Raw genomic sequence first — 14635 nt, 5'->3', positions numbered from 1 at the left:
AACGCTTCCCCCTTCGATCCCACCCCAATTTGACCACACCTGATGAGCGACACTCCTGCGCCCGCCGAACGTCGTCCACTGCTGTACGAGATGCGCACCGCCGAAGATTGGTGGGCGATCTGGCTAGGCGCGTTGATTTTGGCGGTCATCTTTTTCTCGGTGCAGATAACTTCAACTCCCGGCGAAGCCGGCGGCGAAGCGACTGTCACGGCCGCTAGTTCGCTAAAGTCGTGGATCGTCAAACCGGGGTCATGGACCAATAATCCGCTCACGGCGTTTCGCAAAGGGGACCAATCGCTGCTGCCGGGGATGATCGCGATAGGCGGCGTCTTGCTGGCGATTTTCGCTGCAGCACAAGGGATCATGGGAAAATCCGTCGCCGGGTTCGCCGCGGCGTTTCCGGTAATCTTTCTGTTGGCTCTGCTCGCCTATCTGCTTTCCACGCAAACGGTCATCAAGCATTACAACTTGGAGTACGCGCTCTGGGCGCTGCTGGTCGGTTTAATCATCAGCAATACGATCGGCACGCCAGAGTCCTGGAAGCCGGCGGTCAAAACCGAGTTCTACATCAAGACGGGTCTGGTGCTACTGGGCGCTGAAGTCTTGCTGGCCAAACTATTCGCGTTGTCGGTACCCGGCATCGCGGTCGCGTGGATCGTGACGCCGATCGTGTTGATCACCACTTTTATCTTTGGGCAAAAGATTTTGCGAATCGCTTCTCCCTCGCTCAACATGGTGATCTCGGCCGATATGTCGGTCTGCGGGGTTTCGGCGGCGATCGCCACCGGGGCAGCTTGCCGCGCCAAGAAAGAAGAACTCTCGCTCGCGATTGGAATGTCCCTCACGTTTACGGTGATCATGATGGTCGTCCAACCGATCTTGATCAAATTGTTTGCGATTGACGATCTGGTCGGCGGAGCTTGGATCGGCGGCACGATTGACGCGACCGGCGCGGTGGTCGCCGCCGGCAACGCGTTGGGCGAACGCGCCGAAAAAGTGGCCGTCACCGTCAAGATGATTCAAAACGTGTTGATCGGCGTCGTCGCTTTCGGCGTCGCTCTCTACTGGGTCGCGTTTGTCGAAAAGACCAAAGATGGAGCGCGTCCCAGTGCGATGGAAATCTGGTACCGCTTCCCCAAATTTGTGCTCGGCTTCGTGCTGGCGTCGATCGTCTTTTCATCGATCGCCTACTTCGTCACCGCCGGCGATCAGCAAGTCAAAGCGACGACCGACCTGACCAAAGCGCTGCGCGGCTGGCTCTTTTGCCTGGCGTTTGTCAGCATCGGTCTAGAGACCAACTTCCGCGAGCTTTCCGCCTACTTAAAAGGGGGTAAGCCGTTGATCTTGTATCTCTGCGGCCAAACGCTCAATCTGCTGCTGACCTTTATCATGGCCTATGTCATGTTCGGCTGGCTATTCCGCGACTACATCGAGAAGATGCTCAGTGGCCCCAGCTAATCCCCAGGACGAAGCACCCGGCGGACCAGCAGATCGGCGCCGCCGCTGGACCCGACTGCTGATCGCAGTCGGCGCGGTCGCCGTCATTTGGCTGGTCCTCTTGCCACAGGTCGCCGAAACGCCGCCGGTCAAACGACACATTGAAACGATGCAAGCCGCCGGAATCGATCCCAGCGCGATGTTCTATAGCGAACTCGAGCCGCATCTGTTTTTGCAGCCGCAAAAGTAGATTGACCCGATCGACGGCTCTCCTAGGATCACCAATTTTTGTCGCTTGACATAGCGTACGGACTTGGGGTCGATTACAAGCGGAGAATTAGCCATCAATTCCCGTTTGCGCGTAGGCCAAATCGGTTAACGAGCCAGGGGGTTTTATGCGCTGCTTTCATTCCGAATCCAAAGATCATGATTGGGCGGCCCACACGAGACCTCGGAGAGAGGGATTGGGGGAGCAGACATTCGTCGCCGATTCGACTTCCCGTCCGCAGGCCCACCCAGAAAAACCAAAGCGGTCCGGTCCAGTCCAACCTTTCGAACGAGAAAATACGGCGGTTCGGTCCAGTCCAACCTTTCGAACGAGAAAACACGGCGGTCCGGTCCAGTCCAACCTTTCGAACGAGAAAACGCGGCGGTCCAGTCCAGTCCAACCTTTCGAACGAGAAAACGCGGCGGTCCAGTCCAGTCCAACCTTTCGCACGAGAAAACACGGCGGTCCGGTCCAGTCCAACCTTTCGAACGGGAAAACGCGGCGGTCCGGTCCAACCGACCATGAATGACTAATTTCTAAGTACGAATGTCTAAAGAAGAACCGGAGATCGATGCTGCTCGGATCTTTCATTCGTCCTTCGACATGAGACATTTCTCAAGTCCGTTTCCGCTCCGAGCACGACCTTAGACGCTGCAGCCCGACGTCAATCGACGATTCGCACATTGGCCGGTAGAATACTGTTTTGCCCACCCACGTTGATCCTGCGCACAGATCTATGCAATTCCCCAAACTCTTCCGTCTGCGTCAAACCTTCCCGCGCCCTCTGGTGACCGATGTCATCGGCGAAGTCGATCGCCAACTCACCAAGCTGGAGTTGAGCGCGAAGGTAAAGCCAGGCGAAACGGTCGCGATCACCGCCGGCAGCCGCGGCATCGCCAACATCAAAGAGATCATCAAAGCGATCGTCGACCATCTAAAAGAGATCGGCGCCAAGCCGTTTATTGTGCCGGCGATGGGAAGCCACGGCGGGGGAACCGCCGACGGTCAGGTCGGCGTGCTCGCTTCGTATGGAATCACGCCGGAGTACTGCGGATGCGAAATTCGCGCCAGCATGGAGACGATCGTCGTCTGCCAAGCGAAGGAAGGTTTTCCGGTTCACTTTGACAAGCATGCTTCGCAGGCCGATCACGTCATCGTTTGCGGCCGCGTCAAAGCGCATACCGATTTCACCGGCGAAATCCAAAGCGGATTGATGAAGATGATGCTGATCGGACTAGGCAAGCACAACGGCGCCAAGGTCTATCACAAAGCGATCATGGACAACAGCTTTACGCAGATTGTGCAAAGCGTCGCCCGCGAAGTGCTGAGCCAGTGCAATATTCTGTGCGGTCTGGCCATCATCGAAAATGGCTATGACGAAACAGGACACATCATCGGCGTGCCGGCTGACGAAATCGAACAGCGCGAGCCAGAACTGCTGCGACTGGCCAATAGCTTACTGCCGAAGCTGCCGTTTGAAGAAGCCGACGTGCTGATCGTCGATGAGATCGGCAAAAACATCAGCGGCGCCGGCATGGACACCAACATCGTCGGCCGCAAGTTTAATGACCATGCCGCAACCGGCGACGAAACGCCCCGCGTCAAACGGATCGTTTTGCGCGGTCTGACCGAAGAAACGCACGGCAACGCCTCGGGGATCGGCATGTGCGAGTTCTGTCTGACGCGCATGGTCGACCAAATGGATCGCAACATCACCAACATCAATAGCATCACGTCAGGGCACGTGACGGCGGCGATGATTCCGATCCACTACGACACCGACCGCGAAATCTTGGAAAACGCGCTGCAAACTATCGGTCTACGCCCCCCGCACGAAGCCCGCATCATGTGGATCCCCCACACGCTTGCGATCGATGAAGTCGTCTGCAGCGAGGCGTATCTGGACGAAGTGACGTCGCGCAGCGAACTGGAAGTGCTGTTTCAGCCGCGGGAAATGCCGCTAGATAGCGCCGGGATGCTTCCTGCGGTCACTAAGTGGCTACCTTAACCGCCGGTTTCCCCGACAAACTGCGGCGTGCGACTTTCCCCCAAAACGCTGCAGCGACCAATTACGGTTGTACAAATCCCACACGTTGATCGATTTTTATGCAAAGCGATGAACTTCGCGTTGTTAATCTGGCACGTAGGGGATATCAATGACTATCAGGCGTCGAATGTTCAAGACTTAACCAACTTGAGCCCAAACGCGGCGTTACAATAGCGCCGCCCCCCCAAGCGATCCGCCGACAGGGCACGCTGCCAGGTCGCTTCAAACACATACCGCTAAAGGAAATTGCATGAAATTATCGCACCTGACTTTGGCCGCATTGCTGCTGGCCGCTTTACCGTGCGTCTCGCTGCTCTATGCGGCCGAAGACGCGACGGCGGATGAAACCCAAGCAGCAACCGATCCGCTGGATCAACTGAAGGCCGATCCCAATAACGTCGAGGCGCTGAACGCCTATTTGCAGAAGAATCTCGGCGCCATCATGCGGAAGGCCGGCGAAGACGCCGACGGCGCTATCAAGCAATTGGGCGAGATGAAGAAAACGCTTTCGCAACTGAAACCAACCGACGAAAAAGCGGTCAATTTCTTTGCTCAAGTTGATAACATCCTGGACACGTTCACCGATCGTATCGAACTGCAGGCGATGTCGCTGGCCGATCTTCGCGAAAAAATCGCCGCCGCGCCGGAAGACGCGGAGCTTGTCGGCAAGTACGGCATGAAAGTGATGATGGAGCTCGCCGGCACGCTCGGCGATGACTGGAAAACAGCCGACAAACGCTTGACGGAAGAAACCGCCTATCTCGATTCGCTCGCCGAAAAGACCGAAGTCCCCGCCGTCAAAACGGCCGTCACCAGCGCCAAACTCACCTTGTCACGATTGACGGCTGCGATCGAACGTCAGAAACGTCTGGAAGAACTCGTCGGCAAGCCGGCGATGCCGCTTTCGGCCGAAGCCTGGGTGAACGGCGCTCCGCTAACCGACGCCGAACTGAAGGGCAAAGTCGTGATGCTCGACTTCTTCGCGATTTGGTGCGGCCCCTGCATTGCGACCTTCCCGCACCTGCGTGAGCTCGAAAAAGAATACGGCGACAAAGGTCTCGAGATCATCGGCGTGACCGGCTATTACAACTACGGCTGGAACGAGGAACGGATGGCTCCGGCGCCGTCGCAAGACGCGGAAGTTTCGCACGAAGATGAGCAGGTCATGCTGCAAAAATTCGCCGCTTCGCACGAACTAAAGCATGTCTTTGCGATCGATCCCGAAGGCAAAATGTCGAAGTATTACGGCGTGAGCGGAATTCCGCACATCGTCTTGATCGACAAAGAAGGAAAAATTGCGTTGGTCAAAGTTGGTTCCGGCGAAGCCAACGCTAAAGCGATCGAAGCGAAGGTGAAAGAGTTGCTCGGCGAGAGCTAAGCCAACCTTCACTCTGCAATCAAACGCCAAAGCGGCGCTGGAATCATTTCCAGCGCCGCTCTTTTTTGACATCGCCAGTTTAGCTGCTGACCGTTGAATTGACCGCGAAGCTTCGAATGGTGTTCGGCTTGCGAACTTCTTCGATTTCGATTTCCATATCCTTCTCTTCAAAAGGGACCATTTCTGGCAGGTCCTCCAACGAAGCGAATAAGTTGTTACGGATCATGGTCGAAATATCACCCAGTGGAAGGTGATTTAAACGGCGATGAGAAAATGGATCCTGCAACTCGACCCCAATTTGATCGAGTGACAGCAGCGGGTAAGCGACCAGCAGCGTCATCAGCGGGGTGAAGACGCCGACATAGTCGACCAAGGCCAGCGGCAGAAACGACAAATAGAGAAACAGGAACCGCCGGATCTTGATCGAGAACGCCAGCGCCAAAGGGGTCGCTAAAATACGCTCACACATGCCGATATGGTCGATCAGGCGAGCACGCTCCTCTTCTGCTTTGAGAAAGTAGAATCGATCCAGCTGACTCTCGTCCACCGCTTGCTTCAGCATTTCAGCAATCCGCCGCACGACGTACATCGGCATATGATTGCACTGGGCCAAGCGTTCCGTTTCCACTCTCCCGACGATTTTCACGAGATCTTTGATCTCATCAAAGCTGGTTTGCTTGCGCAAACTATGTCGACAAACGGCGGAAAACGCGGCGACCCAGCGCAAATACGATTCGCGCCACTGACGATCCTGCGGACCATAAATAACGCCGATTTGTCCGAGATTGCGAGATTGATTGACAATCCCTCCCCATACTTTGCGCGCTTCGTACCACCGATCGTATCCGGCGTTGGTTCGCAAAACTAACAGCAGCGCCAAAACGGCCCCGATGTATTCGTAATGCGAATTGGCCAAAATGTGCGTCGCTTCCAAGTAGGTCATGATCGCCGTGACCACTGCGGCGAACAACGTAAAACCCAATAGGCGTCCCAAAATCAGGGGCGTCGCTGATCCTCGCAATCGAAAAACTTCGCGCCAAAATTCAAAGCGTGGCATAGAGAAATACTACTCCTGAAACAATGCGTTTTATATTTGCGGCGATCGACATCTCGGCTTAGGCGTAGGCGTAAATGGCCAATTCCGTATGCTGCAATATGTCGCTGCCTAGCTGGCCAAATGGCGAACCCCACCAACTGCTCGTCCTGGCGACTCCCAGCACCAGTAAATCGGCCTCCCATTTCTGGGCGTATTTCGCGGCGGTTTTCACCGGCGAGCCAGGCAAACACCCTACTTCTAGCGTCTCCATCCGCGATCGGCAGTATTGCAGCATCGCGCGATACGCGCCGCTTTGCGGGCTGGCCGCTTCGCCGACGCATAACAAGCGATACTGGTTGCCGAGATAGGCGGCATGTTGCGACAAGAACGAACGAATGGACCGGCTTGAAGCGTTGGATCCGTCGTAAATCAACAAGACGCGGTCGAGCTCCACCGGCTTCCGCCGCAGCACAAGCAGCGGGTGCGCGCCGCGCTGCGCCAACTCCATCAATTCGTGCGCAGAGAGTCCCACATCATGGCGATGCGGGGTTCTTCCGTAAGAAACGATCGTCAAATCGTTATACTTCGCCTCGTCAGCGAGCAACTCGATCGGATCGCCGCGAACGTCCACTACATCGCAGTGAACTCGGCTGCTTCGACATACGCTGAGAAACTCCTCGCGCGATTGCATCTGGCGACGATGCGTCAGAGTCATTCGTGTCGCTTCAACCCCAGCATAGGCCGCCGACTCGATCCCTGCCTTTTCGAAAAAAGTACGCGTATCCAAAATCGATACGCCGCGAATCCTCGCCTGGGCGACGCTCGCCAATTTTACGGCCGTTTCAACCACCGACTTTGTACGACTGGAATTGCAGAGATGAACTAACAGATTCTTCATCACAGAAACGCCTTTAATTTTGAATCAAGAATGAACATGCAGAGAAACCGTCGAAACTCGAATTCACGCCTACTTCGACCGTAGGGTTTCGTCGATCGAGCGTTCATCTGCACCACTTGCTTCGCGGGCGGACTCTCCTCGATTTTTTTCGGCGTAGCGCTCATGAAAACGAGCCGCTAGTCCATCCCAGTCGATCACTAAGCTTCCGCCTGACGCTTCATGCTGCTTCTCCCAAGACATCAGCAAATCGAGACAAGCATGATCGATGTAGTTCAGCTGCTCGAAATTGACATGCAGTTCGACGTTGCCTGGAACGTGCTCCAGTTCCGAAGCCAACGCCGGCAGTCGCATAAACGTCGCGGTTCCGATCAACCGCAACGTCAACTTGCCCGCAGCGGGATCTCCCTCGCGGCGTATTTCCAAGCGCGAGAAGACATACAACAACTTGCATGCGGCCAACACGATGCCGGTGACGACGCCGATTAACAAATCGGTCGCGACAATCGTGATCATGGTGGCGAAATAGATAAAGACCTCACTCCGTCCATACTTGGCCAATTCGCGTATCGAAGCGGGGTTCACCAGCTTATAGCCGGTATAGACCAACACGGCCGCCAAACTGGCGACAGGAATTTGCTTCAAGAGGAAGGGCAGGAACGCCACAAAGAGGAGCAGCCAGCCCCCGTGCATGATCGCGGACCAGCGCGACTTTCCGCCAGCCGAGACGTTGGCGGCGCTGCGCACGATCACTCCGGTCAGCGGCAATCCGCCGATCAACCCGCAGACCGAATTGCCCAATCCCTGAGCTATCAACTCGCGATCGTAGTTAGTTCGCTCCCCTTCGTGCATTTGATCGACCGCGGTGGCGCACAAGAGCGTCTCAGCGCTGGCGATCAACGCGACGCCGGCGGCCGCCATCAGGATCTCGATCACCGGCGCCGACATCCAGATGCCGAGATCGGGAAAGACGAGACTGCTGAAGAAGTTCGCGGGAATGCTCGCCTCCAGCCGCTTGATCGGGACGTCAAAGAGCTCGGAGAACAACGTCGCCAACACGACGCCTAACAGCGGCCCGGGAATCAGCTGAAATTTCTTCGGGGCCATTTTCCAGAACACGATCACCGCAATCGTGAACAAACCAAGTCCCGCCGCAAGATGGTGCGACTTCGATTCGTCAAACGCAAACACGCGACCAATCGCCTGGGGAATCGTCAGCAGATTCGCCAGGCCGGCTTCCAAATGAACGCCGCCGATCACCAACTCTTTCCGCGGCTGATCGTCGATCATGATGTGAAACTGACTGCAAAAAATCAGGACCCCGATTCCGGCCAGCATCCCCTTCACCACCGCCGGCGAAACCGCGCGAAACCACTGCCCAAACTTCAGGAAGCCGGCGACAATTTGCATCACACCGGCGACCACGATCACTAGCATGACAAGCTTGATGTCAAACTTCTCAAACAAGCCATAGACCAGCACCGTCAAACCGGCTGCAGGTCCGCTGACTTGCAGCGGAGCTCCCGCAAAAAAACCAACCACCAATCCGCCCACGATGCCAGAGATGAGCCCAGCCGCAGGGGGCGCTCCCGACGCAATCGCGATGCCCAGACAAAGGGGCAGCGCGACTAAAAATACGACAATCGATGGAAAGACGTCATTCTTGATCGTCGCCCAGCTAAAAAATGGAGGACCATTGGAACTGTCGGACATGGAAAACGCCTTATCGCGAAGTTGTTTTGAAACGAGGGAAAGCGTCAGAGTCAATCATTAGGCGTAACCCGATGTCGAACCGTCGATCTCGCCAAACGTCGCTTCGCTTAGCGGCACAAACGCGTCTTGCTCTCGGTCAAGCATTTCCACATTGCCAGATCCAATGTCATACGCCCAACCATGCAACTGGACCTGGTCGCTCGACAATGCGTCAGCGACGCAGCGCATCGCTTCCAGGTTTTCCAACTGCATTCGGACATTCTCTTGGATGACCAGTTCCAACATCCGCTCAGGCGACTGCTCCCCGTTGCGTTGCAATGTTCGCTGCGTCAAGCCATCCGTGTTTTGCAGCCACGCGGCGACAGCGGGAAGTTCGTCACACGACCCGGCTTGAAGAACGGCGTTCATTGCGCCGCATCCAGAGTGTCCGCAGACGACGATGTCCTGAACCTTGAGGGCCTTGATCGCATATTCGATCGTCGCCGCTTCCCCGCTCGCTTGACCTTTCCGCGGAATCAGATTTCCCGCGTTTCGTAACACGAAGATATCGCCGGGATCGCTTCTCGTGATCAGGTTCGGGTCGATACGCGAGTCCGAACAAGTGATAAACAGCGTGTGCGGCGACTGCCCATGGGCAAGCTCCGCAAACAAAGACTGCTTGTGCTGATAGTCCGATTTCTGAAATTGACTGAGTCCGCTGATTAGTTTCTGCATGGTTCGAATATTCACTCGGCGCATCGACACGCGCCCAACTAGCGTTACGTAGATCTGGAAGATTCCAGCAGCGACGCGCAACCATCTCCGCGATAACGTCAGAGAAATGGTGAGTGCGCAGCAGATGCCGGAGTCACGATGTAGGAGCGTTCAACTCAACGCATGAACGCAGGGCCAAGAAGAGGCCAAGAAATACGCAGGTTTAAATGCGCAGCGCCGCGCCAATCCCGTTCCAAGCGCTTCGTTCGCCTCGGATGCCGCTAAATGCAGCCCGAGAGATACGTCCAGGGAGCGGAGCCGACAGAAAATCGGCAGATCGATCGTCCGCGGTGATCTTGGGTCGAAATTCGACCGACACGATTTGGCCCAGCAGTACGACTTCAACTTCTCGCGAAGTCTCCGTCTCTTGCTCGGCCAGCGATCGCGGAGGCGAGATCGTCCCGACAATCATCGCAAACATCATGAATAGAAAAGGAGCGATTGGCAAAGGCGATCGGCGATTGATTCGTCTCATTGCACTCCCTTCTTGTTCATGTTTGAAATCGGACAAGATGGCGAATCCGCGAGAGAGTCCGCCAAGATGATGTATTTCAACTTTACGTTCGGCAGCCTAGCAAAGTCAAGCCGGTTTTCTTCGCGAGAGAGCGGCGAAGATAGAACGCAACCTGAATCACACCAAGAGATTTCGGCGAAAGTTCACCGCGTATGAATTCTTGCAACCTCTTTTTTTCTCGCCATAAAAGAGGCTCGCCTGCAGGCGAAGCGTCGCGCCGCAGGCAAGCCGATCTCAAACGGAACGCAACGCGAGAGCTATTGGGCCGGAAGCAGCACCGGGACCACATATCCACTCGGCAAAATATCGTACTGCGGAACTACTTGGGCGCTGACCGGCGGAACCATCGGCGGAGTCGGCGGCAGCGGCGGGTCGCCGGCAGACTGCTGGACTTCTACCGGAGCGCTGCTGCAGGGAACGCACGATTGAAGGCACGTGCGAATCCATTCAAATTTCGGTACCGAAACTTTGTATTCGTTCTGCCACAGTTGATTGACGGTGCGAACCTTGCCGCATTTCACCAGCGGCGGCTCACATCCGCAGCAATCTGATTTTTCCCATGGAAATCGAACCGGCGGGATTTCGATTTGCTTGCAGCGCGTTGTCCAGCAATGCTCTTTTTCTTCTTCGCATGATTTCTTCAACAGATAGGGGGCGCACTCCCAACAGGGATGCTCACAGCAGCAATTGCCATGCACCGTGGGTCTGCCGCAGCCGCCAACCATCGCTTCGCCGCTATTGGCGGTGTTCACACACAGCGCCAGTCCAGCCAACAAAAAGTAAATTGCAATCCGTCGCATAGTATCCATCCTTCTATCTTTCGCCGAGGCGATTGTTTTTGATTCGTCCGGTTTAGAAATCAACCATAAAGCGACAACCCATGACCCAGAAGTTGCCTCCGGTGTAGCCGCCTACCGGCCTGTGCTCGCTGATGTCGCCGTAGATCGCGTTGAACTGCATCTTCGAGTGCGAAGTCCATAGCCAGTTCAAACCTAGCGTCGCGTTGGTCTCGACGCCTCCTTGGATATTGTCGTCGGACAGATCCAAGTAAGAGATACGTGCAGCAATTTGCCAGGCGCCCCAACCGGTTCCAAAGTTGCCGTTGCAATCAGGAACCAGGAAGAAATTCTCGAACGGCTTCGTGCGCGAGAGCGTGCTGCTCTTGCGGTCATACGCCATGTGCTCGCCGGTCAAGAAGTAAGCGGCCTGCAAATAGCCGCCATGGAAGTTGACGTCGCTCATGCCGTTGTCACGCTGCAGCCAAGTCGTTTGATATTCGCCGCAGAAGTTCCAAGCGCCGACATTCAGCATCGACTCCAAAGCAAATACTTCGTACCAGTCGGCGCCCGCAATGGCCCCGGTATCAATCCAGCGACTGGACGAGCGGGCCTCAGGCCGCGTACGAAAACGTCCTTGATTGGAATGCGGCGTGGTCGCCAACACATCTCCATCAGGATTGGCCACCATCCCGGCGATCGCCCAGTGGTAATAACCACGTCCGCCGGACGAATCGTCATACCAAGGGCTGCTCGCCAAGCGAGCGTTGCCGCTTCCTTGAAACGCATCGCCCAGATAGGCCCCGGTGCCGGACACGTTCTCCATATTGAAAATGCCGTAGCGCCAATTGTAGACCAGGTCGTCTGAGTAGCTGTAGCCGCACAGCCCAAGACGACGTGCATCTTCGTTGAACGCTTCCACTACTAGCGGTCGCTCCATAAAGATGTTGAACCGCGAACTATTCAACGCGTCCAAACCAAGCGGACGTTTTTGATTACCCAGCAGCACCGTCGTATTGCCTGGCAGTTCGTCCCAGCCGATATAAACATCCTTGATCGCGGGATCGTTGGGATCGGCGAAGTCGACCTGGATGCGCCACAACATCGTCTCAAAGGCATCCCCGCTCGTTTCTAGGCGGACGCGTCGAAACGCCCAGCGATTCTCGGGATCATTGCCGGTCGCGGGATTTTCGAAAAAGCCAATCCCCGGCGTATTGCTAGGAAAGTCCCATGTGTCAAAGTGGACGCGACCGCCGATCTTGAACGTCGGTTTCGTCGGCGGGACGTAGTCTTCCGCGACTTTCGCGATCTGAGCACTTTGAACGGTCTGGGCCGCTTCCAGGCGTTCGATGCGTTCCATCAAGTGCCCAACGTTCGTCGTCGGCACGTTTTGGATGTTTTGCATGTTCGGCATCGCGCCGGCCGGAACCTGCGGAGCCGTCATCGCGGGTTGCGGCGGTGCGTCTAACTGATCAATTCGCCGCTCCAACTCCATAAGACGCCGGCTGAATTCATCTGGTGGCGACACATACTGCTCAGCGGCATAGCTGCTAAAGTACGTCTCCTGAGCCAAAGCTGGCACAGCGAAATGCGTCACACCGTACAGCAAAAGCCCCGCTGCAACCGTGCTAGCAATCCTTTTTGGTAACATCGTCATTTCAGCCATCCGTGACATACGAAGTAGAACAAACAATTTCGTTATGTCGCGATCATCGGGAAGAGCCCGCATAACCGAATATTAAGATTGCACGAATGATAGTCGCGCGGCCTGTGACGATTTCAGTGATCGTTTTGGCCAGGGATGGTCGTAACAGAAAAAGGGTCCGCAAAAGCGGCAAATGCGCCTAATCCACCATCGACTTCGAGATCTGTAGCGGTCACGAACGATGCGCCGTCACTAGCTAACCACATCACGGCCGCCGCAATTTCGGGCGGTTCAGCAATCCGCCCCAGAGGATGTCGATTCGCTAAAGGAGCTTCTCCTCCTTGCTGTGCGAGAGACGCCCGCAAAAGTGGAGTTCCCACCGCCCCCGGCGAAACCGATACGACCCGCACTCCTTCACGCGCCAGCTCGACGCCCCATTGCTTCGCCTGCATTAGATTGGCCGCTTTGATCGGTCCATAGGCCGGCACCTCGCGAGCTGTCCGGTGCCCTTGGGCGCTCGCCATATTAACGATCACGCCGCTTTGTTGCTTGCGCATCACCGCCGCAACTGCCATCGCCATGTAAGTGTAGCCAGAGAGATTGATCGCGACCATCTTGTCCCATACCGCAGGCGACAACTGGTCAATCGCTCGGTACGAGTCAGGCGGTTGGATCGCGGCGTTGTTAACCAACACGTCTAGTGCGCCCGCTTCTTCGACAACTTGGGCGACAACGCGCTGGCAATCTTCGCGCTGCGAAACGTCGCCCAGGATCAGCTTGGCCGGCAGTTCCACCCCCGGTTCGGGCTGAGACACGTCGACGGCGTAGGTCGTCGCGCCCGAAGCGGCGAACGCCTGGCAGATCGCCAAGCCAATTCCTCCAGCGCCTCCGGTCACCAACACGACGCGACCCGAGTTATCAAATTGAACGTTTCCGCGCGGTCGCATAGTCATTTGCTTTATTGTCAGTTACTTGGAAGCCCAGTAATCGATGACGAACGCTTCTTCCAAATGGGGAAGCAACAGTTCGACAAATTCTTTGTGCGCGGCGTGCGGCAAATAGGCTTCGCGATCCGCTTCGCTTTTGAAGGTCACCAAAAAGCAGTGCGTAAAACCTTTGTCGAGCATCTCGGGGCTGTTGTTCGTGCCCCATTCAAAATCAGCGATCTGCGAGATCTTGCTGGGCAACGCAGCGAACGCTTCCTCGACCATCTTCTGATCCGAAGGCTTTACCCCCTCTTTGAACTTGAAAATCACGACATGCCGCAACAACTTCTCCGGCTTAGCCGCGTCATCGGCGAACGAACGCGTATTCATGGCGACCACCGTAACCGCCAGCAAGGCGAAAATCGAATAACAGAAGACGCGATTCATGATGAACTCTCTCAGCAAGGGTAGGTATGTCCAATAAAATGGGCCCTCTCTAGGATAGCAACGCGCCGACCCCGCGACAAATTGCCCCCCGGATTGGCGGCTACATTTTCAACGAATGGAACACCAGCGGCCCGATCGTCGAAATCACCAGTACAATCAGCGCCAGCGAAACCAGGTTTAACACGAACCCGGCCTTGATCATCTGCCGCATGGTCACGCGACCCGAACTGTAAACGATTGCATTGGGGGGAGTCGCCACCGGCATCATGAAGGCGCAGCTCGCCGCCAGCGTCGAGGGGATCAACAACAACAGCGGGCTCACCTGCAACTCGTCGGCCGTACTGGCCAAGATCGGATTCAGCATCTGCACGCTCGCCAGATTCGAAGTCAGTTCGGTCAAGCAGATCATCCCGCTGGCGGTCAGCGCCGCCATGACGATCGGCGACAAGCCGGTCATCATGCTGGCCAGTCGTTCCCCCAAAAATCGATCGAGCCCGGTTTCATGCAATCCGCCAGCAAGCGCCACACCGCCGCCAAATAGCAGCAGAACGCCCCAGGGAATTCGGACTGTTGACTGCCAATGCAGCAAGCGACTGCCATCTTCTTTTCCGCTGGGCAAATAGAAACAAAGCAGCGCCATCAGGATCGCGGCGGTGCCGTCGTCGGCATACTTGCTCTGCAGTAAGGGTCCCCAGCCCCAGCCTGAGGTCGGCTCGCGCAAGATCCAGAGCAGCGCCGTAACGAGAAAGATGCCTCCGACGCGCCATTCCGCCGCTGACATCGACCCCAACTTCTCCAGC

General features: G+C 56.1%; 14 protein-coding genes. 4 read left to right on the top strand and 10 right to left on the bottom strand.

All coding sequences use genetic code 11. The features are described 5' to 3' along the window. Positions 1–42 precede the first annotated feature (42 nt). The 4 genes from DSM3645_RS18290 (at position 43) to DSM3645_RS28605 (ending at position 5130) form a co-directional block, all read left to right on the top strand. Positions 43–1458: a YeiH family protein gene (locus tag DSM3645_RS18290; protein ID WP_002653763.1), complete on the top strand. Its 1416-nt coding sequence runs from the start codon at positions 43–45 to the stop codon at positions 1456–1458. Beyond that, the gene (locus tag DSM3645_RS28610) at positions 1445–1687 is read left to right on the top strand and encodes a hypothetical protein (RefSeq protein WP_002653762.1); all 243 of its coding nucleotides are present in this window, start codon (positions 1445–1447) and stop codon (positions 1685–1687) included. Before DSM3645_RS18290 ends, DSM3645_RS28610 begins: the two co-directional genes overlap by 14 nt. Before the next feature lie 754 nt (positions 1688–2441). Further along, positions 2442–3713, top strand: a complete 1272-nt coding sequence (locus DSM3645_RS18275; RefSeq protein WP_002653760.1) for a lactate racemase domain-containing protein — start codon at positions 2442–2444, stop codon at positions 3711–3713. Positions 3714–4002: 289 nt separating this feature from the next. After that, positions 4003–5130, top strand: coding sequence for a redoxin family protein (locus DSM3645_RS28605; protein ID WP_002653759.1), 1128 nt, complete (start codon positions 4003–4005; stop codon positions 5128–5130). A 79-nt stretch (positions 5131–5209) separates the two neighbouring features. Here the strand turns inward: DSM3645_RS28605 and DSM3645_RS18265 are convergent, their stop codons facing one another. The 10 genes from DSM3645_RS18265 to DSM3645_RS18220 all read right to left on the bottom strand — a co-directional run. Next, positions 5210–6187, bottom strand: a complete 978-nt coding sequence (locus tag DSM3645_RS18265) for a bestrophin family protein (protein ID WP_002653758.1) — start codon at positions 6185–6187, stop codon at positions 5210–5212. Positions 6188–6245: 58 nt separating this feature from the next. After that, the gene (locus DSM3645_RS18260) at positions 6246–7064 is read right to left on the bottom strand and encodes a universal stress protein (RefSeq protein WP_002653757.1); all 819 of its coding nucleotides are present in this window, start codon (positions 7062–7064) and stop codon (positions 6246–6248) included. Between the two features lie 69 nt (positions 7065–7133). Further along, positions 7134–8774 carry a SulP family inorganic anion transporter gene (locus DSM3645_RS18255; protein ID WP_002653756.1) on the bottom strand — a complete coding sequence of 547 codons (1641 nt, stop codon included), beginning with the start codon at positions 8772–8774 and terminating at the stop codon, positions 7134–7136. A 57-nt stretch (positions 8775–8831) separates the two neighbouring features. Beyond that, a complete protein-coding gene (locus DSM3645_RS18250; RefSeq protein ID WP_040352774.1) occupies positions 8832–9488 on the bottom strand; it encodes a carbonic anhydrase in 657 nt (218 codons plus the stop codon). A 202-nt stretch (positions 9489–9690) separates the two neighbouring features. Then, positions 9691–10002, bottom strand: coding sequence for a hypothetical protein (locus DSM3645_RS18245; RefSeq protein WP_002653754.1), 312 nt, complete (start codon positions 10000–10002; stop codon positions 9691–9693). Positions 10003–10298: 296 nt separating this feature from the next. Beyond that, on the bottom strand, positions 10299–10841 hold the full coding sequence (locus DSM3645_RS30980; protein WP_131282694.1) for a hypothetical protein: 543 nt from the start codon (positions 10839–10841) through the stop codon (positions 10299–10301). A gap of 52 nt (positions 10842–10893) precedes the next feature. Next, positions 10894–12474 carry an OprO/OprP family phosphate-selective porin gene (locus tag DSM3645_RS18235; protein ID WP_161603384.1) on the bottom strand — a complete coding sequence of 527 codons (1581 nt, stop codon included), beginning with the start codon at positions 12472–12474 and terminating at the stop codon, positions 10894–10896. Between the two features lie 122 nt (positions 12475–12596). Continuing rightward, a complete protein-coding gene (locus DSM3645_RS18230; protein ID WP_081444885.1) occupies positions 12597–13415 on the bottom strand; it encodes an SDR family NAD(P)-dependent oxidoreductase in 819 nt (272 codons plus the stop codon). Between the two features lie 15 nt (positions 13416–13430). Then, on the bottom strand, positions 13431–13835 hold the full coding sequence (locus DSM3645_RS18225) for a Dabb family protein (RefSeq protein ID WP_002653749.1): 405 nt from the start codon (positions 13833–13835) through the stop codon (positions 13431–13433). A gap of 100 nt (positions 13836–13935) precedes the next feature. Then, on the bottom strand, positions 13936–14635 hold a 700-nt coding region (locus DSM3645_RS18220), incomplete at its 5' end, for an SLC13 family permease (RefSeq protein WP_202594958.1).

This window comes from Blastopirellula marina DSM 3645 (assembly GCF_000153105.1).
Taxonomy (GTDB): Bacteria; Planctomycetota; Planctomycetia; order Pirellulales; family Pirellulaceae; genus Blastopirellula; species Blastopirellula marina.
The sequence above is the reverse complement of the archived record's forward strand: the minus strand, read 5'-3'. Positions and strand labels throughout refer to the sequence as shown.

Coding starts and splice junctions, on each gene's coding strand:
- DSM3645_RS28605 (WP_002653759.1), top strand. CDS start 4,003: ATGAAATTATCGCACCTGACTTTGGCCGCATTGCTGCTGGCCGCTTTA.
- DSM3645_RS18265 (WP_002653758.1), bottom strand. CDS start 6,187: ATGCCACGCTTTGAATTTTGGCGCGAAGTTTTTCGATTGCGAGGATCA.
- DSM3645_RS18290 (WP_002653763.1), top strand. CDS start 43: ATGAGCGACACTCCTGCGCCCGCCGAACGTCGTCCACTGCTGTACGAG.
- DSM3645_RS18275 (WP_002653760.1), top strand. CDS start 2,442: ATGCAATTCCCCAAACTCTTCCGTCTGCGTCAAACCTTCCCGCGCCCT.
- DSM3645_RS18260 (WP_002653757.1), bottom strand. CDS start 7,064: ATGAAGAATCTGTTAGTTCATCTCTGCAATTCCAGTCGTACAAAGTCG.
- DSM3645_RS18245 (WP_002653754.1), bottom strand. CDS start 10,002: ATGAGACGAATCAATCGCCGATCGCCTTTGCCAATCGCTCCTTTTCTA.
- DSM3645_RS30980 (WP_131282694.1), bottom strand. CDS start 10,841: ATGCGACGGATTGCAATTTACTTTTTGTTGGCTGGACTGGCGCTGTGT.
- DSM3645_RS18230 (WP_081444885.1), bottom strand. CDS start 13,415: ATGACTATGCGACCGCGCGGAAACGTTCAATTTGATAACTCGGGTCGC.
- DSM3645_RS18255 (WP_002653756.1), bottom strand. CDS start 8,774: ATGTCCGACAGTTCCAATGGTCCTCCATTTTTTAGCTGGGCGACGATC.
- DSM3645_RS18235 (WP_161603384.1), bottom strand. CDS start 12,474: ATGACGATGTTACCAAAAAGGATTGCTAGCACGGTTGCAGCGGGGCTT.
- DSM3645_RS18225 (WP_002653749.1), bottom strand. CDS start 13,835: ATGAATCGCGTCTTCTGTTATTCGATTTTCGCCTTGCTGGCGGTTACG.
- DSM3645_RS18250 (WP_040352774.1), bottom strand. CDS start 9,488: ATGCAGAAACTAATCAGCGGACTCAGTCAATTTCAGAAATCGGACTAT.